This is a genomic window from Anabaena sp. CS-542/02 (assembly GCF_028331085.1).
Taxonomy (GTDB): domain Bacteria; phylum Cyanobacteriota; class Cyanobacteriia; order Cyanobacteriales; family Nostocaceae; genus Anabaenopsis; species Anabaenopsis arnoldii.
Genome location: NZ_JAQMTM010000011.1, coordinates 14,495 through 29,624, shown reverse-complemented (window position 1 = coordinate 29,624; position 15,130 = coordinate 14,495). Strand labels below are relative to the sequence as shown.

The window sequence follows — 15,130 nt, the reverse complement described above, 5'->3', positions numbered from 1 at the left end:
TTCTAACAGTTTGAGAAACAGTATGCGATTAATCCAAGTAATTGCTAGTTCTAAAGCAACATTAAATAGTCTATCTTGCTCAGTTAGTCCAAATTGCTCTGGTTTTTCTATGCGGGATATTTTATCTAAACTGTCAAGTTGGTAAATTGCATTTTCAATCAGTGAACCGGGATTTCTTCTACCTGCTTTTTGACGCTGGATGAGTTTTTTACCACCTTCCTTAGTTTCGGTTAACCCGATGATATGTAATAATTCACTATAAAAACCTTGATCCAGGGTGTTGCTATCGTTAGCGAAGGGAAGTTTTAATAAGTGTTCTGGGGAAAGTAATTTAAATAGTGCAATTAGTCGATGGTCATCTGTTGGTTCTGGTTTTTTGAGGATTTCTGCATATTCGCGCAGGTCAAAGTGGGTAAAGACTAGGGAAGTTTGAAGATTAGCAATAGCTGGTTGAGCGATTTCTTTATAGAAGAATTCTGTTTTTTTACTGGTTAATCTTCCGGCTTCAAAATCCTGATATTGCTGGATAAATTGGGGATTTTCTACAAAACTCTTTTCAAAGACAGTAGCATCAAAAATAAACCATTCATAGATATTGGTAGCAATTAAATATTTAATTTCCAGGTTTTTATCGCTTAACCTTTCCCGCAGGAAATATAATACTAGTTCTTGTAATGCTTTAGTGTTTAAATTTTCCACTGTCAGCATTTCCGCTTTGTTGGTGGGCTTTTTGGTTTCTAAAATTACTCCTACAGTGCTGTGAGCATCTTTACCATTATGAATAACTAGGTCATTGCGTCCTTTGGTATTAATAAAGTGATGGGAACCATAATAAGTATTTTTCAGGAAATCAGCGATGAGATTTTTATGAAATTCTTCGCTTTCCCCTTCGTTAATTTGTTGGATGAGGGTAGTTAGATGTGTTTTAAATAGTTCAATTTGATTTCTGTAGGGTTTAACTTTGAGGAAGGCTTTATTTAATGCTTGTCTGGGGAGAATTTTATTCATCTGTGGTTGAGGTGACTATGAAGACTGATTGTAAAACTTGTATAGTTTGGGTGGGGTGCAGATCCTAGGTTTTACTAAGCCTCAAGCTAAACTAGTTTAATATTTAGGTTGATTATATACTGTAATTTAAATTATTAGTAGCAATATTACTTAGGGGAAGAAAAATCTTCCCCTGTGTTGAGTAGTAATTTACTGGGAGGTAACGCGACAGAATTTGCGATCCTTATCATGTTCAGGATACAGCCAAGAATAGGCGAAATGGCTGACTCCTGGTAATTGGGGAGCAAATTGGCGCAGTGCTTCCATTTGTACTTCTAGGGATGGGCGATTACTCATTGAGCTTCCCCAAGTTCCAGCTAAAGCCGGAATCACCTTTGTTCCTGGTTGTGCAGCATCCAAAACTCGCTGCACTTGCTGGACAATGCAGCTAGCAGTACCACAAGTAGCATAGGACATAGGATGCCATTCTAAAGAGTTGGGAAACCTATCCCAAGGTTGCAAGCGGGAATCATAGCCTTGTCCTATGGTTTGATTACCATCAGGAAAAAATACCACCCCAGCAGGTATTCTTTGTTGCTGGGCTGGGTAAGCAGCTAAGGAGACAAAATCTAATATACCTTGCATGGCGTGAGCAACTGCTAGTTGCCATAGTTGCGATTGTAACAGTGGTTGTCTCTGGCTAGCGGAGGGTCTTGATTCTGTTTCTACTGGTTGGGGAATGCGACCTTGCCACATAGGCTCAGTTTCATCAGTATGGAGTTGATCGAGTTCATTAATATCCCCGGCGGTGATATATCCTCTGGCTATAAAACGGCGAATTAACTCCAATCCTTTGTTATTCTGCGCCCGACGCAATAAAGCAGCTTGAGTCGCCGGACTAAATAGCCATAAATCAGAGAGTCTGGTAGCCACCGAATCAGGTCCTTCTTGTCGGGGATAGCGGACGTAATCAAATAACACCCCATCGGGTTGGCGGCGTACTACTTCCTCTACCATTTGGTAGAAGTCCTGTTTGGCCTGTAAGTTGTAAGGATCAACAAATACTTGAGAGTTATTATCTGTGACTTCTAAACTGGTTTGACCTTTACCATTACGGGCGATCGCATCTTGTCTGTCTGGACGCAGGCCGTAAGTATAGCCGAAATTCTTGGTAAACATCCAAGCGTAAACTTTTAAACCACGTTGTCGCCCCATTTGAATGGCGGTAGCCATGAGATCGACATTTTCCGCCCCTGGGGTGCGAATTGCGGAAGGCCAAACGGTGGGATTATTTGCCGCTGGTAATAATACCTGCCCGTCATAGAAGACTTCGAGATAAACTTGATTGTAGCCACGGTTAACAATGCGATCCATGACCTGCTCAATTGCTCCAGGCTGAATATCACAGGAATATAAACGCAACCACACCGCCTGTATTTGAGGCCAAGTGCGATCGCGACAATTTTGTAACTCCTGTGCATGTTGTTTGACTAATTGTTGGTAGCGGTTTTTGGCATCTTGATTGCCTTTGAGTGCTGCTAAACGCAAGTCTTCTTTGGCTTGTGCTGCTGCTGGTGATAATTGGCAATACTGTTTTAATTGCGCCTTTGCAGTTTGGTTACTTAGGGGAGAAATTAACAGAGTACCTGTAAAAATGGTCGCTAACAGACAGCGCCAAAATAAAATCGTTTTTCCGAAGGTGAAAGCAGAATTAGACATATGTGAAGGTAAAACCACAAATGAATCATGAAGCCTAATAGAAAGAATTCTTAGAAAAAGGTATATAAAATGAGACCTTTTCAGAAAAATTTGGCAGTTTACCTATCTCAGACTGCCAAAGTGGTATTGATGTTGCCGAATTTTTAATCAAATTTTTAATCAAATTTTTAATAATTAATAATTTTGCACTATACCCCATTAATTGTATGACAGGGGGCAGTTAATTAATTACAGCGTATTTGATACAAGATTACTAGACAAAGCTTGTCGGTATATGCTATAATATAAGGTTAATCAAAAATTCATAATATTTGAGAACAAAGCCCTTATGTGTGTCTAATGAACTACACACCAATTTATTCCCTATTCCCTGTTCCCTATTCCCTGTTCCCTGTTCCCTGTTCCCTGTTCCCTAAAAATAAAAAACTTTGTACCTTACGAGCATGGGAAATGCTATATCTTGCCCAGTGCTATTCTTGATACATAAGTCAAGAGTCAAAGACTGAGAACAAAAATTAGGACTCTGGACTTTTGACTCTTAACAATGGCACAGGTAATGCTTAAGCACCACGCTTCACTGCTGACTCCACCCGTTGTAACTCTTCCTCTAGGCGATTTTTCAGCTTTTGGGGTACGGGGCGATTGGGATAAGAACTATAGTGTCCAGCTAGGGAGTTGAGAGCTGTTCGCATGGTTGTAAAGGAACTCAGACCAGAAACAGACTTAACCCTTTGATAGCGAGCCGAAAAATCGCTGATTTTTTGGCGTGCTTCAGCTTCAATAGCTGCTTTGTTGGGGGAATCCTCTGTTACTTCCAGGGCTTGTTTCATAATATTGACTACCGCCAAGGTATCTTGAGGATAATCCCCAGTTAAACTGTCTCGACTGCTAGAACAGCCCATGAGACCGATGGTGACAACTAAAACCAAGGCCAGTAGACGCGACCAATAGCGCTTCATATTTTTGTTAATTCAATAATACATAAATCAACATCTATCCTATCTTGGATTGGTATCCAGGGGATCATTGACAGGGATAAGCAATGACTAATGACTAATGACTAATGATTAATAACTTGTTTATACACAGTATCTCGTTGTTGGTGGGGTCTCCCTAGGGATGCGATCGCATTTTGCAGGGTTTCCACTGCCATACAAGTACCACCCAAGGCTCCAGCCATTGTGGTAATATGTTCTTCCATTAATGTCCCACCAATATCGTTACAACCCCACTGTAAAGCTGCTGTAGCCCCACTCAGCCCTAGTTTTACCCAACTTGGTTGATGGTTGGGTATGTAATTTCCCAAATAAATCCGCGCCACTGCTGTGAGTAATAAAGCATCATTGAGAACTGGTTGATCCCGTCCTACACGACGGCGTAAAGATTTGGGTGCTTCTTGTCCCACAAATGGTAAAACAATAAACTCCGTGATTTTACCTGAGTAACCTTGCTCAAGGGCAGTTTTTTGCAGCGATCGCAATTTTTCTAAATGTGTAATTTGTTGTTCTGGGGTTTCAATATGCCCTGATAATATGGTGCTAGTGGTGGGTAAACCTAACTTGTGCGCCGTACCCACAATTTCCAGCCAAGTTGCTGTATCAATCTTTTCCGGACACAATACCCGCCTCACTTGATCATCTAACACTTCCGCAGCTGTTCCTGGCATAGACCCTACACCAGCATCTCTGAAAGCCCCAATCACATCAGCATATTCAATGCCATCAATTCTAGCGATAAATTGCACCTCTTGGGGAGAGAAAGCGTGTAAATGTATCTGGGGAAATTCCTCCTTAATAGTCTCTACTAACTTCAGGTAATAAGCCAAAGAATTACCGTTAATTTGCGCTTGTGGATTTAATCCCCCCTGCATACAGATTTCCGTTGCGCCTCTTTCCACCGCATCTGTAGCTTTTGACAAAATTTGCCCCCAGTCTAACCAGTAAGCACCAGCATCACCATCATCCCGACGGAAAGCACAAAAACTACAGTGTTGCTCACAGATGTTAGTAAAGTTAATATTACGATTAATTACATAGGTAACTATGTCCCCGGCTTGGATGTAGCGTAATTGATCAGCGGTGTTACGAATAGCAGCGATCGCTTCTGAGTCAGTTTGTTTTAATAAAAAAACCCCATCGGCGGGAGATAAATCATCACCCAAGAGAGCGCCATCTAGAATAGCATCAATAGTTTTATCTTTCACAGCTTACAAAAACCAACTGCCAAACTTTAGTTTCATCCTAGCAATTATTTGGCTAGTTTTATCCGCCAAAGATCGAAATTCAAAGGCTGAAGTTGATAATCCCTCTCAATGGTATTTTTTAACTCCACCGAGGGCGCAAATAATAAGATGTCAAATCCATCAGGAACTTTAACAATATCCTTATTTAATACAGACGGAGGTAACTCCCTACAAGTATAACAGTTAGGTTTAAGTTGTAAATGAACTTCTGGCTTCAGCAGATGACTTAAAGCTAATATTCTGCCCATACTACCATCACTGATTAACAGTGGCCGTTCAAGCTGATTAATTAATTTAGCATCCTCAAAATTTAGATCACTATGGCTTTTAGTCCACCAGTGATGAGATTGGGATATCAACACACCAGAAAAGATAGAGCCAGAAAACAGAAAGCACATAATAATTTTCCCAAATTTCTGTTGATGTGAAACTGAGGTAATTTTATTTGCTAGGAAGTAAGCTATAGATATTTGTATACCCAAATAACCGGGAGTAAGATACCGGGGAATAATTGACCTTGTACCGCCATAGATCAAATCTTTTAACATAACTGGCAGGCAAGTCACTAAAATTAGGCTTAAAATAAATAACCAGGTTTTTCGAGATGAGTAACGACACAGATAATATAGAGAATAGCCTGCTAAGAATACTATCACCGCGACTAAAGTTACCTGGATGAGATATATAAATTGATTTTCAAACCCAAAATTGATCACAGCCCTTTCGTGATTACTATCTATGAACATACGGCTGAGATTAAAAGCCCAGGTTTTCATCATCGATAGAGTAGGCATATTACCTTGGCCACCAACTATACTGGTGAGGTGCTTTAAATTGGCAACAATTACCAATAGCCAAGGTAAAAAAGCCAGAAAACCAGCCAGAGAAGCCAATAAATAGGCAATTACTTTTTTAGTTAATCTCAAACCTTCTATAGTAATTAAATAAACTCCATGTGCCGCTGCAACCGTTATAGATGCGGGGAAAGTGTAAAGACTCATAGCTAAAGTGACAGCATAAATTCCCCAGTCTATTTTTTTATCTGTGCGCAATGCTTGCAGCAAGGCAGCACTAGATAGCAAAATTGTTACTATCCATAAACTATACTCTCTTGCTTCTTGAGCATATAGTATTTGAAATGGTGATATTCCTAAAAGTGCTACAGCCATCCATGCTGTCCAAGCACTACCGAATAGCTCCATACATAACCAATAGACACTAGGTAAAGCCAGTAAGCTAATAACAGCAGCCAAAGCTCTAGCAGATACCATAGAGTTACCAAATAACTGCATAGACCACCTAGCCATTACATAATATAGGGGAGGGTGTTGAGCTTCTTCTACAGCCAAAGAGCTAATAGTATCATTGAGGTTTTTGTCAGGGTTGGTAGTTTGATATTGTGCTAAATATCTGACAGGAATTCTCTCAACTTCAGACACATTATTAACTACTTCATACTCTGTGTAACCAGAAACCCGTAATCCAGTAAAAGCTTCATCATCCCAATATGGTTTCTGGTCAAGATTAATAAATCTAAAGGTAACACTTAATGCTAGGGTGATGATAACTAAAATCTTCCAGTAGCTTAAAGAAGCTTGTCCGGAAATAAACGATGTTTTTTTCATGTAATTATCGACTGTGTATTTCAAGAGTAAATCAAGTTTTAAACATCTGTTTTATTAACCATTAATGATTATTAAAACAAAGAATCGATTTTGGCAATAATCAGCCGAAATTAATTGTTTATTCTGAAGATAATGTAAATTCTTAAATAAGATATGGAAATTGACAGATATTTGAATATATTGATGATTGCACTTATAAATTTACAGCCTTTTATATTTATCTTACCCCACTGATAATCAATAATACATGATGCATGATTTACAAAACATGATGACTATTGACTAAACATCAGAAATCAAGCAACCAATATCTAATAATGAGCAGATTAATCTTTTACATACTGAATAATTGGTAACTTTGATATGGATATAAAACCATCAGAAACACTGTTAAAAGTTCCCACAGGGACTCTAGAGATTAAAGATTTACCTGGTACTAGTAATCTGTGTTTATCTTTGGTCATTCCCACTTATAAAGAAAAGGATAATATCCAGAAAGTTATCCACATATTAACTCAGACACTGAATGAATCTATACCAGGGGATTATGAGTTGATTGTTGTGGATGATGATAGTCCCGACTTGACTTGGAAAGTAGCACAATCTCTCACTCAGGAATATCCACAGCTGCGGGTGATGCGACGACAACAAGAACGGGGACTTTCTTCAGCCGTAATTCGTGGCTGGCAAGTTGCAAAGGGTGATATCTTAGGGGTAATTGATGGAGATTTGCAACATCCCCCGGAAGTATTAACCCAGTTGCTGACTAAAATTGCACAGGGAGCAGATTTAGCAGTAGCTAGTCGTCATGTAGATGGCGGTGGGGTGAGTAGTTGGAGTGTGGTTAGGCGTTTCTTATCTCGTGGCGCTCAAGTGTTAGGTTTGATTGTATTACCAAGGGTACTCAGTAGAGTTTCTGACCCCATGAGCGGTTATTTTATGGTGCGCCGCCATAGTATCCTAGGTGTAACACTTCATCCTGTGGGTTACAAAATTCTTCTAGAAGTAATTGCTAGGGGTAATATTCAGAATATTAGTGAGGTGGGTTATGTATTCTGTGAACGTAAAGACGGTGAAAGTAAAGTTACTTGGAAGCAATATTTAGAATACCTACACCACTTAATTCGGTTGCGCTTATCTACAGGTCTTTTAGGGGGTTTGAGTCAGGGTTTAGACTTCCCCATTGGTCGGTTCCTCCGCTTTGGCTTGGTGGGACTCAGTGGGGTGTTTGTGGATATGGCTATACTCTATTTACTCAGTGACCCGACTACTTTGGCTTTACCCCTCACCCGGAGTAAAATTCTTGCTGGAGAAATCGCCATTTGCAATAATTTCATATGGAATGATGCTTGGACATTTGCTGATGTGAGTAAGAACCAGCAGCAGTGGAGTCAACGCCTTAAACGCTTTTTGAAATTTAATATTATTTGCTTGGCCGGGTTGGTTTTGAATGTCTTGGTTTTAAATTTGGTGTTTAATTTCTTGATTCCTAACCGTTATATTGCTAACCTGATAGCGATCGCAGTTGCTACTATTTGGAATTTCTGGGTAAACTTGAAACTCAGTTGGCGCGTTACCGACGTGAAATAGATAGTAACCTCATGGCGTTAACTGTGGCGATCGCTATAATTCATTATAGCTAATCATGTAATATAATTTACCTAATATAATATTTTTATGTGTAAATTGATACGATTTGAAATATTTTGAGAATTATCTTGTGCAATCAAATTATTTTCTGCTATAGTTGCTTATGTCTGTTGTATATGCTAGCATACAAAAACAAACTAAATATATTATAATATTTTTTAGTTGCGCGGGCGTAGTTTAGTGGTAAAACTATAGCCTTCCAAGCTATTAATGCGGGTTCGATTCCCGCCGCCCGCTTAAATCAGAGACCCCATAAAACTAGTTTTATGGGGTTTTTTATATAACATGGTGTAGTAAAGGTAAAACCATGAGTACGCTAGTCAAATCCATCAGCTTAGAAGAATTTCTGGAACGCCCGGAAACCAAACCAGCTTCTGAATATATCGACGGAAAAATTAGCCAAAAACCCAAGCCCCAAGGAGAACATAGCCGTCTTCAAGGTAAACTTGTCGCTACTATTAATGAACTGGCAGAAAGTACGAAAATTGCGCTTGCTTTTCCCGAACCGCGTTGTATTGTTGGGAACGCATCCCCCGTGAAGCATCAGGCAAAATTGCCAACCGCTTTTCAACTCAACCCGACTGGGCTATAGAAATCCTTTCCCCAGACCAAAGCCAAGCCCAAGTTCTGGGTAAATTGCTGCACTGTTCCCAAAATGGCACAGAATTAGGCTGGTTAATTTTTCCAAAGGAAGCCAGCATTTTAAGCATATTTCCCAATCAACGAGTGGAAATGCTCACAGGTACAGACCCGCTACCCATTCTTACTCAGATTGATTTATCTCTGACTGTTGACCAAGTATTTAGCTGGCTAACGCTCTAGTGTAAACAATTAGTCAATGGCTTTGTCCTGAAAAAACATAACCCCTCTCCGCTAGCGGAAAGGGGTTAAAGTGAGTTGGTCTGAAATTCTCACTGCTGAAACTCAGCACTAGTTAATAAGCATCTTGCAACTCATAGAAATCAGGCGAGATGTAATCCTTCCGTAAAGGCCAACCCACCCAATCTTCCGGCATTAAAAGCCGCTTAAGATTGGGGTGACCTTCGTAGACAATACCGAACATATCGTAAGTTTCGCGCTCTTGCCAGTCTGCGGTTTTCCAGATCCAGTAAACTGAAGGTACCCTGGGATTTTCACGGGGTAAGAACACCTTGACTCGGATTTCTTCAGGTTGCACAGCATGATCACCGACTTTAATCAAGTGATATACACTGACCAGATCTTGTCCTGGTCCAAGGTCAATACCAGATTGAAACTGGAGGTAATTAAACCCGTAAGCATAAAGGGCTGTAGAAATAGGGAGCAGGAAATCTGACTCCACCTTAATGATTTCTACCCCCTTCTTGTCAGGTTCCAAGCACTCATGCTCAAAACCATTTTCCGTTAACCATTGGGAAATCAGACCTGCCTTAACCAGAGACTCTTCCGCTGCTGGTACGGGTTTAGAATCTTCTTCAGCCACGGTTTTGCTCCTTTTGTTGCGTCTTTGCTGTCAGTAGTGCGGGTGGAACTGGTAGACCGATAGCTTCTGTCAATTCCTTGGGTGGTGTGTAGCGAGTTTCCGACTGTAAATATTTACCGGTTAAAATTTGCTCAGTGGGCTTGAGATTATGAGTTGTGCTGTAGAAACGGTGGGTTTGCTTAATTTGACCCCGTTCCTGCATGGAATCATTCGCTATTTTTTTGCGCAATTTAATAATTGCGTCAATAATCGCTTCTGGACGGGGAGGACAACCAGGTAAGTAAACATCTACAGGAATCAGCTTGTCAACTCCGCGGACAGCTGTAGGAGAATCGATACTGAACATCCCGCCGGTAATTGTACACGCGCCCATAGCAATTACATACTTTGGCTCAGGCATTTGTTCATAAAGACGCACTAATTGGGGTGCCATCTTCATGGTAATTGTCCCAGCAGTAATGATTAAATCGGCTTGACGGGGGCTAGAACGCGGAATGAGACCGAAACGATCAAAGTCAAACCGAGAGCCGATTAAAGCTGCAAATTCAATGAAGCAGCAAGCTGTACCAAACAGCAAGGGCCACAGACTCGAAAGCCTAGCCCAGTTGTAAAGGTCATCAACTGTGGTGAGGATGACGTTTTCGGACAAATCCTGAGTGATGGTGGGGCGTTCAATCGGGTTAAGGATTTGCTCTTTGTTTGGGCTAGTTAAATTTGAATTCAAGACCATTCCAACGCTCCTTTACGCCATGCGTAGACTAAGGCAATTACAAGAATTGCAATGAAAATTAAGGCTTCGATGAATGCCAACAACCCCAGACGGTGGAAAGCAACCGCCCAAGGATATAAGAATACAGTCTCCACATCAAAGACGACGAAGACGAGGGCAAACATGTAGTAGCGAATATTGAACTGAATCCAGGCTCCCCCAATGGGTTCCATACCAGATTCATAGGTGGTGCGCCGTTCCAGGCTGTTACCACTGGGGCGCAGGAGCTTGGAGGCTGAAAGTGCAAGGGCGGGAACTAGGCTACAGATGATGAAGAAGCCTAGAAGGTACTCGTAACCGCTAAGGACAAACACAATGAATATCTACCGCTTATGGTGTAAATAAGGCTGTTAATTTCTTTTACATTATATCTGTTTGGCTTTTCTGAACTCTGGGCAACAGACTCATTTGAGGTATTTGTCGTTTTGACAGATGATGGAAAAGCTTCACAGTTATGTCATAATTTTTAACGGATATTTAATATTTCTCCTCTGTGAGGTTTTAGCCATGAGCGAACAAAATAGCGAACAAGCTGTTGAAACTCCGGCATTAGACCGTTTTGAATGCCGTGCCTGTGGTTATGTTTACGAACCTGAAAAGGGAGACGATAGCCATAATATTGACCCGGGAACAGTCTTTGCTGAATTGCCGATTACGTGGCGTTGTCCAGTATGTACGGCTAAGAAGACCGCTTTCGCCAATATTGGCCCGGCTGGTACTGCATCTGGGTTTAAGCAAAATTTCGGCTATGGTTTGGGTGTTAATACCCTGACGCCAACGCAAAAAAATCTCCTGATTTTTGGAGCCCTGGCTCTAGGTTTCTTGTTTTTTATCAGTCTCTACGGCTTACAATAAGACCCGTTATCTTTTTTAGCACGTTTAGAGGGCTGCCATTGCCATTAAGGTGAAAATTTAGAAAAAAATGAGTATTATGAAAAACTGGCAAAAAATATTTGCCTTGTTGATGGTGGTTTTCTTGTGTATAGGTTGTAGCAATGTCCCCTCTACCAGCTATAACCCTTGGGCGGTTATTTCTGTGCCAACAGAGTCTAAGTTGCTAGATATTGCCTTTACTGATAACCCTCAGCATGGTTTTCTTGTAGGTAGCAATGCTACTATTCTGGAAACACATGATGGTGGTGATACTTGGGAACCCCTAAGATTGTCACTAGATGATACTAGGACTCGCTTTGACTCAGTCAGTTTTGCTGGACAAGAAGGCTGGATTTTGGGTGAACCTTCACTACTGTTGCATACCACTGATGAAGGTGGTTCTTGGTCGAGTATTACTCTGAGTTCAAAATTACCCGGTAGTCCCATTGCTATCTATGCTCTGGGAGAGAATACGGCGGAAATGGCTACGGATTTGGGCGCTATATACAAAACTGAGGACGGTGGTAAAAACTGGAAGGCTCAGGTAGAAGGTGCTGTTGGGGTGGTGCGTAATATGCAGCGTTCATCTGACGGTAAGTATGTTGCTGTTTCTGCTAAGGGTAGTTTCTACTCAACTTGGGAGCCAGGACAAACTACTTGGACACCCCATAACCGCAATAACTCTCGACGGTTAGAAAATATGGGTTTTGCTGAGAATGGACAGTTGTGGTTGCTAGCGCGAGGTGGTCAGGTACAGTTCAGCGACCCGGAAAATCCTGAAAATTGGCAAGAACCACAAAATCCTGAGTTGGCTACCAGCTGGGGTTTACTAGATTTGGCTTATCGCACTGCTAATGATATTTGGATCGGCGGTGGTAGTGGTAATTTACTCCACAGTGCTGATGGTGGTCAAACCTGGGAAAAAGACCGGGATGTGGAAGGTGTCGCTGCTAATTTGTATAAGATTGTTTTCTTGGGTCCTGATCAAGGTTTTGTCATAGGCGATCGCGGTATTTTGCTAAAATACCAACCAAATATCAGTGAAAGTTTTTCACAAGCGGCCGCTTAGTGGCATCATGGGCTTAAGTATGTCTTGATTTGTGAGAAGGTCGTTGCAAGTTGTAACTCTTTCTAAACTTTGTAGGATAATAGACAATAACAATCTTTGTAAAGGTAAGGATCTAAATGTCAGGTACCACTGGAGAACGTCCGTTTTCGGACATTATTACCAGCATTCGTTACTGGGTGATTCACAGTATCACTATTCCAGCATTGTTTATTGCCGGATGGCTATTTGTCAGCACTGGACTGGCTTATGATGCTTTCGGTACACCCCGTCCTAACGAATACTACACACAAACACGGCAAGAATTGCCTATTGTCAAGGATCGTTTTGGCGCTAAACAGCAAGTTGAACAGTTTATTGGAAAGTAGTTGCGGATCATGACTAGCGGAAATAACATCAATCAACCAGTTTCCTATCCCATTTTTACGGTCAGATGGCTAGCAGTACACACTTTAGGTGTACCCAGTGTGTTCTTCTTGGGCGCGATCGCCGCTATGCAGTTTATTCAACGCTAGGAGCTAATCATGGAAAGAACGCCCAATCCTAATAATCAACCGGTAGAGTTAAACCGGACTTCACTATACCTGGGACTACTTCTTGTTTTTGTTCTAGGAATTCTGTTCTCCAGTTACTTCTTTAACTAACTGAAACAGTTGTTGTAAATTTTTGTTTATTCAATCAATGTTGATTTCTTGTTAAGGGAGGAGAAAAGCTGTGTCTGCTGGAAGTGGAAGAATTCCCCTGTGGATTGTCGCTACAATCGCGGGTTTAGGTGTAATTACAGTTTTAGGCATTTTCTTTTATGGAGCCTACGCTGGAGTCGGTTCTTCATTGTAAAAAAAGCTTGAGCCAGAAAAAAAATACTCAGTATTTCCTGGCAATTGTTTAATAATTAATGTTTAACAAGCCGGTTGTTTTTGCTGCTTGTCACCAAAAACAACCGGTTTTGTTATATAATATTCCCACGCCTTGAAGACGTGGGAAATTCACGGAAATAATTAGCCGATATCTTCGCGTTCAATGTATAACATCAAAAACGCCATTGTCACTGCTGGAAAAACTAAACCAGTCAGGGGAACCAAGATAGAGGGCAAAAATGAAGCTGCCATAGTTAACTTTCCTATTCAATAATTAGACAATCCTCGAAAACGAGCTTACTGTAAATTTCACCTGATTTTTTAAATTCTCAAAATTTTTAACACAATTCTTGGTAAAGGGTTGACTGTTTTGATCTTCTCTATTTTGTCAGGAGTGGGTGTATTTAGGGTTTCTCCAGTATTTCCTGAGACTGGTATCTGGTCCATATAGTTTTGAGATTCTAAGTGTAATTGTGAGTTAAATTCCCCCCTTTGAGGATCGGCTATTTTTGGCAGAGCTAAAACCCCAGGGCTTAATTCAGGGAGGGGATATGCTTGGCTTTCTATCCACTTTCTAATCAGAGGAGATGAATAGTGACTGGGGTGTGCATTTACTGTCAAATCTTGTGGGAGTGCTACTTGTGACTCTTGATGAGCTACATCTGTTTTATCTCGTAAAACTTCCAGGCGTTTTAAGTAGGGAAAACTGCTGTTGAGAAGCACACCATGATCTTTTATCTCCAGTTGCTTGCAGTTGATGGGGTCTCTAGTCTTGTCTTGCTGTGCAAACTCCTCATCTATAGGGTGATTCAATAAATGTTGCTGGGGAAATGTAGCTAGCACTTCTGTAATATCTGCCGTAATTTTAAAAGACTGATTAGCTAATAGTACGACCTCACCCAATTCTGTTAGTGCGCCATACAAATGGATGTCTGCCAAAATCAGCTGGGATTGACAATCCACGGGAATACAAATTGCAGAGCTAATTTTAATTGGTAAAGTGCTGTCTGGTAAAGGCTGCCAAACCTGGGTGAAAACATCTGAGCCTGTGGGCGATCGCAGCTCAATTAGTAGTTCCAAAGCATAAAGACGTTCTGGAGGTCTTTCACCTTCCCAATTTATCTGGTCTTGTAGCTCCACTCGCCCCCGAATCACTGCTGTTTCTCCCCAAGGAGCAGTGTAGGTTTCTCGATCTAAGCTCAACGATAGCGGTAGCGATGGTTTTATAGATAAAGTATCCTCAACCATATCATCATCTGACACAGTTTCAGTGCTGTTTAAACCTACAGCCATGAAATTTTCTACCCTCTGTTGGGCTGTTTCACCTTGCAATAAGGCTAGACTAACAGGCTGACTTATAACTGCGTTGTCCATTGCTATTGCAATTCCTAAATCACTTAGGCTGATAATACTGGTTGTAGTAGGGTGAAATGGTGGTAAATTTGAACCCCGATTTTCGTCGGTGGGCGATGGACTCCATACCCCAGTAGATTGTTGAAACAATACTTCTAGATATATGGAGTATTGCCAGGATTTACCGAGCAAATCTGACATCAAATCCGCAGAGCATTGGAATTCCCAAGTTCCTGGTTTGAGATAGGTAAAAGGAATTACCGAGATTAAACCTTGTGCATCAGTCCGCCGCGATTGCTTGTGAATTAACCGCTTTGAGGGGATTTGTTGAGTTGATGAGTGTGTTACCCGTATTTCTACCTCGGTATTACCCAGGTGAGAACGAGCCAAAACTCTGTAGATACCTTCCGAAATTTCTAAGTTTGGGAATTGCAGGTTATACCAAGAGCGATCGCCCTGTTTCTGTATGAGAAATTGCCAGTTTTCCATTATCAGTTATGACAAAACCGAAGTGCAGCCGAGTAAGA

At 41.1% G+C, this 15,130-nt stretch carries 17 protein-coding genes, 1 tRNA gene and 1 pseudogene; 9 read left to right on the top strand and 10 right to left on the bottom strand.

Features of this window, described 5'->3' with window-relative positions; all coding sequences use genetic code 11:
* The 5 genes from PN447_RS00840 to PN447_RS00820 form a co-directional block, all read right to left on the bottom strand.
* A partial coding sequence (locus PN447_RS00840) for a DUF7149 domain-containing protein (protein WP_442867063.1) occupies window positions 1-1,008 on the bottom strand: 1,008 nt, incomplete at its 3' end.
* A 189-nt stretch (window positions 1,009-1,197) separates the two neighbouring features.
* Complete coding sequence (locus tag PN447_RS00835; RefSeq protein ID WP_271760072.1) at window positions 1,198-2,706, bottom strand: family 10 glycosylhydrolase; 1,509 nt, start codon at window positions 2,704-2,706, stop codon at window positions 1,198-1,200.
* A 560-nt stretch (window positions 2,707-3,266) separates the two neighbouring features.
* Window positions 3,267-3,665, bottom strand: a complete 399-nt coding sequence (gene psb27, locus PN447_RS00830; RefSeq protein WP_271760071.1) for a photosystem II protein Psb27 — start codon at window positions 3,663-3,665, stop codon at window positions 3,267-3,269.
* A gap of 101 nt (window positions 3,666-3,766) precedes the next feature.
* Window positions 3,767-4,909, bottom strand: a complete 1,143-nt coding sequence (gene cofH / locus PN447_RS00825; RefSeq protein WP_271760070.1) for a 7,8-didemethyl-8-hydroxy-5-deazariboflavin synthase subunit CofH — start codon at window positions 4,907-4,909, stop codon at window positions 3,767-3,769.
* A 44-nt stretch (window positions 4,910-4,953) separates the two neighbouring features.
* A complete protein-coding gene (locus PN447_RS00820; protein WP_271760069.1) occupies window positions 4,954-6,573 on the bottom strand; it encodes a glycosyltransferase family 39 protein in 1,620 nt (539 codons plus the stop codon).
* A gap of 363 nt (window positions 6,574-6,936) precedes the next feature.
* Here PN447_RS00820 and PN447_RS00815 point away from each other — a divergent pair, with 363 nt between their 5' ends.
* The 3 genes and pseudogenes from PN447_RS00815 (at window position 6,937) to PN447_RS00805 (ending at window position 9,045) form a co-directional block, all read left to right on the top strand.
* Window positions 6,937-8,163, top strand: a complete 1,227-nt coding sequence (locus PN447_RS00815) for a glycosyltransferase (RefSeq protein WP_271760068.1) — start codon at window positions 6,937-6,939, stop codon at window positions 8,161-8,163.
* Window positions 8,164-8,389: 226 nt separating this feature from the next.
* Window positions 8,390-8,460 (top strand) — tRNA-Gly (locus PN447_RS00810).
* 70 nt (window positions 8,461-8,530) lie between these two features.
* A pseudogene (locus PN447_RS00805) lies at window positions 8,531-9,045 on the top strand (Uma2 family endonuclease).
* A 112-nt stretch (window positions 9,046-9,157) separates the two neighbouring features.
* On the opposite strand, the gene PN447_RS00800 reads toward PN447_RS00805, so the two are convergent.
* From PN447_RS00800 to ndhC, 3 genes are read right to left on the bottom strand one after another with little or no spacing between them, the layout of a single operon-like run.
* Entirely contained in the window at window positions 9,158-9,685 is a 528-nt protein-coding gene (locus PN447_RS00800) for an NAD(P)H-quinone oxidoreductase subunit J (RefSeq protein WP_271760067.1), read from the bottom strand.
* A complete protein-coding gene (gene ndhK / locus PN447_RS00795; RefSeq protein ID WP_271760066.1) occupies window positions 9,678-10,415 on the bottom strand; it encodes a photosynthetic/respiratory NAD(P)H-quinone oxidoreductase subunit K in 738 nt (245 codons plus the stop codon). The genes PN447_RS00800 and ndhK overlap by 8 nt, the downstream gene beginning before the upstream one ends.
* A complete protein-coding gene (gene ndhC / locus PN447_RS00790; protein WP_271732035.1) occupies window positions 10,406-10,768 on the bottom strand; it encodes a photosynthetic/respiratory NAD(P)H-quinone oxidoreductase subunit C in 363 nt (120 codons plus the stop codon). Before ndhC ends, ndhK begins: the two co-directional genes overlap by 10 nt.
* 193 nt (window positions 10,769-10,961) lie before the next feature.
* Here ndhC and PN447_RS00785 point away from each other — a divergent pair, with 193 nt between their 5' ends.
* From PN447_RS00785 to PN447_RS00760, 6 genes are all read left to right on the top strand, one after another.
* Window positions 10,962-11,309, top strand: coding sequence for a rubredoxin (locus PN447_RS00785; protein WP_271760065.1), 348 nt, complete (start codon window positions 10,962-10,964; stop codon window positions 11,307-11,309).
* A 67-nt stretch (window positions 11,310-11,376) separates the two neighbouring features.
* Complete coding sequence (locus tag PN447_RS00780; RefSeq protein ID WP_271760064.1) at window positions 11,377-12,396, top strand: photosynthesis system II assembly factor Ycf48; 1,020 nt, start codon at window positions 11,377-11,379, stop codon at window positions 12,394-12,396.
* 116 nt (window positions 12,397-12,512) lie between these two features.
* Window positions 12,513-12,761, top strand: a complete 249-nt coding sequence (gene psbE, locus PN447_RS00775) for a cytochrome b559 subunit alpha (protein WP_200989899.1) — start codon at window positions 12,513-12,515, stop codon at window positions 12,759-12,761.
* A 9-nt stretch (window positions 12,762-12,770) separates the two neighbouring features.
* A complete protein-coding gene (gene psbF / locus PN447_RS00770) occupies window positions 12,771-12,908 on the top strand; it encodes a cytochrome b559 subunit beta (protein WP_200989900.1) in 138 nt (45 codons plus the stop codon).
* A gap of 9 nt (window positions 12,909-12,917) precedes the next feature.
* Window positions 12,918-13,037, top strand: coding sequence for a photosystem II reaction center protein L (locus tag PN447_RS00765; protein ID WP_010997988.1), 120 nt, complete (start codon window positions 12,918-12,920; stop codon window positions 13,035-13,037).
* Window positions 13,038-13,107: 70 nt separating this feature from the next.
* Window positions 13,108-13,230, top strand: coding sequence for a photosystem II reaction center protein J (locus PN447_RS00760; protein ID WP_200989901.1), 123 nt, complete (start codon window positions 13,108-13,110; stop codon window positions 13,228-13,230).
* 161 nt (window positions 13,231-13,391) lie between these two features.
* On the opposite strand, the gene psaI is transcribed toward PN447_RS00760, so the two are convergent.
* Window positions 13,392-13,502 (bottom strand): photosystem I reaction center subunit VIII, encoded by a 111-nt coding sequence (psaI, locus tag PN447_RS00755; protein ID WP_200989902.1) that lies wholly within the window; start codon window positions 13,500-13,502, stop codon window positions 13,392-13,394.
* A gap of 69 nt (window positions 13,503-13,571) precedes the next feature.
* Window positions 13,572-15,092: a hypothetical protein gene (locus PN447_RS00750; protein ID WP_271760063.1), complete on the bottom strand. Its 1,521-nt coding sequence runs from the start codon at window positions 15,090-15,092 to the stop codon at window positions 13,572-13,574.
* Between the last annotated feature and the right edge of the window lie 38 nt (window positions 15,093-15,130).

Bases quoted from the DNA above. Each gene is read 5' to 3' on its own strand.
- PN447_RS00835 (WP_271760072.1), bottom strand. From the start codon at position 2,706: ATGTCTAATTCTGCTTTCACCTTCGGAAAAACGATTTTATTTTGGCGC.
- psb27 (WP_271760071.1), bottom strand. From the start codon at position 3,665: ATGAAGCGCTATTGGTCGCGTCTACTGGCCTTGGTTTTAGTTGTCACC.
- PN447_RS00820 (WP_271760069.1), bottom strand. From the start codon at position 6,573: ATGAAAAAAACATCGTTTATTTCCGGACAAGCTTCTTTAAGCTACTGG.
- PN447_RS00815 (WP_271760068.1), top strand. From the start codon at position 6,937: ATGGATATAAAACCATCAGAAACACTGTTAAAAGTTCCCACAGGGACT.
- ndhK (WP_271760066.1), bottom strand. From the start codon at position 10,415: ATGGTCTTGAATTCAAATTTAACTAGCCCAAACAAAGAGCAAATCCTT.
- PN447_RS00785 (WP_271760065.1), top strand. From the start codon at position 10,962: ATGAGCGAACAAAATAGCGAACAAGCTGTTGAAACTCCGGCATTAGAC.
- PN447_RS00780 (WP_271760064.1), top strand. From the start codon at position 11,377: ATGAGTATTATGAAAAACTGGCAAAAAATATTTGCCTTGTTGATGGTG.
- psbE (WP_200989899.1), top strand. From the start codon at position 12,513: ATGTCAGGTACCACTGGAGAACGTCCGTTTTCGGACATTATTACCAGC.
- psbF (WP_200989900.1), top strand. From the start codon at position 12,771: ATGACTAGCGGAAATAACATCAATCAACCAGTTTCCTATCCCATTTTT.
- PN447_RS00765 (WP_010997988.1), top strand. From the start codon at position 12,918: ATGGAAAGAACGCCCAATCCTAATAATCAACCGGTAGAGTTAAACCGG.
- psaI (WP_200989902.1), bottom strand. From the start codon at position 13,502: ATGGCAGCTTCATTTTTGCCCTCTATCTTGGTTCCCCTGACTGGTTTA.
- PN447_RS00750 (WP_271760063.1), bottom strand. From the start codon at position 15,092: ATGGAAAACTGGCAATTTCTCATACAGAAACAGGGCGATCGCTCTTGG.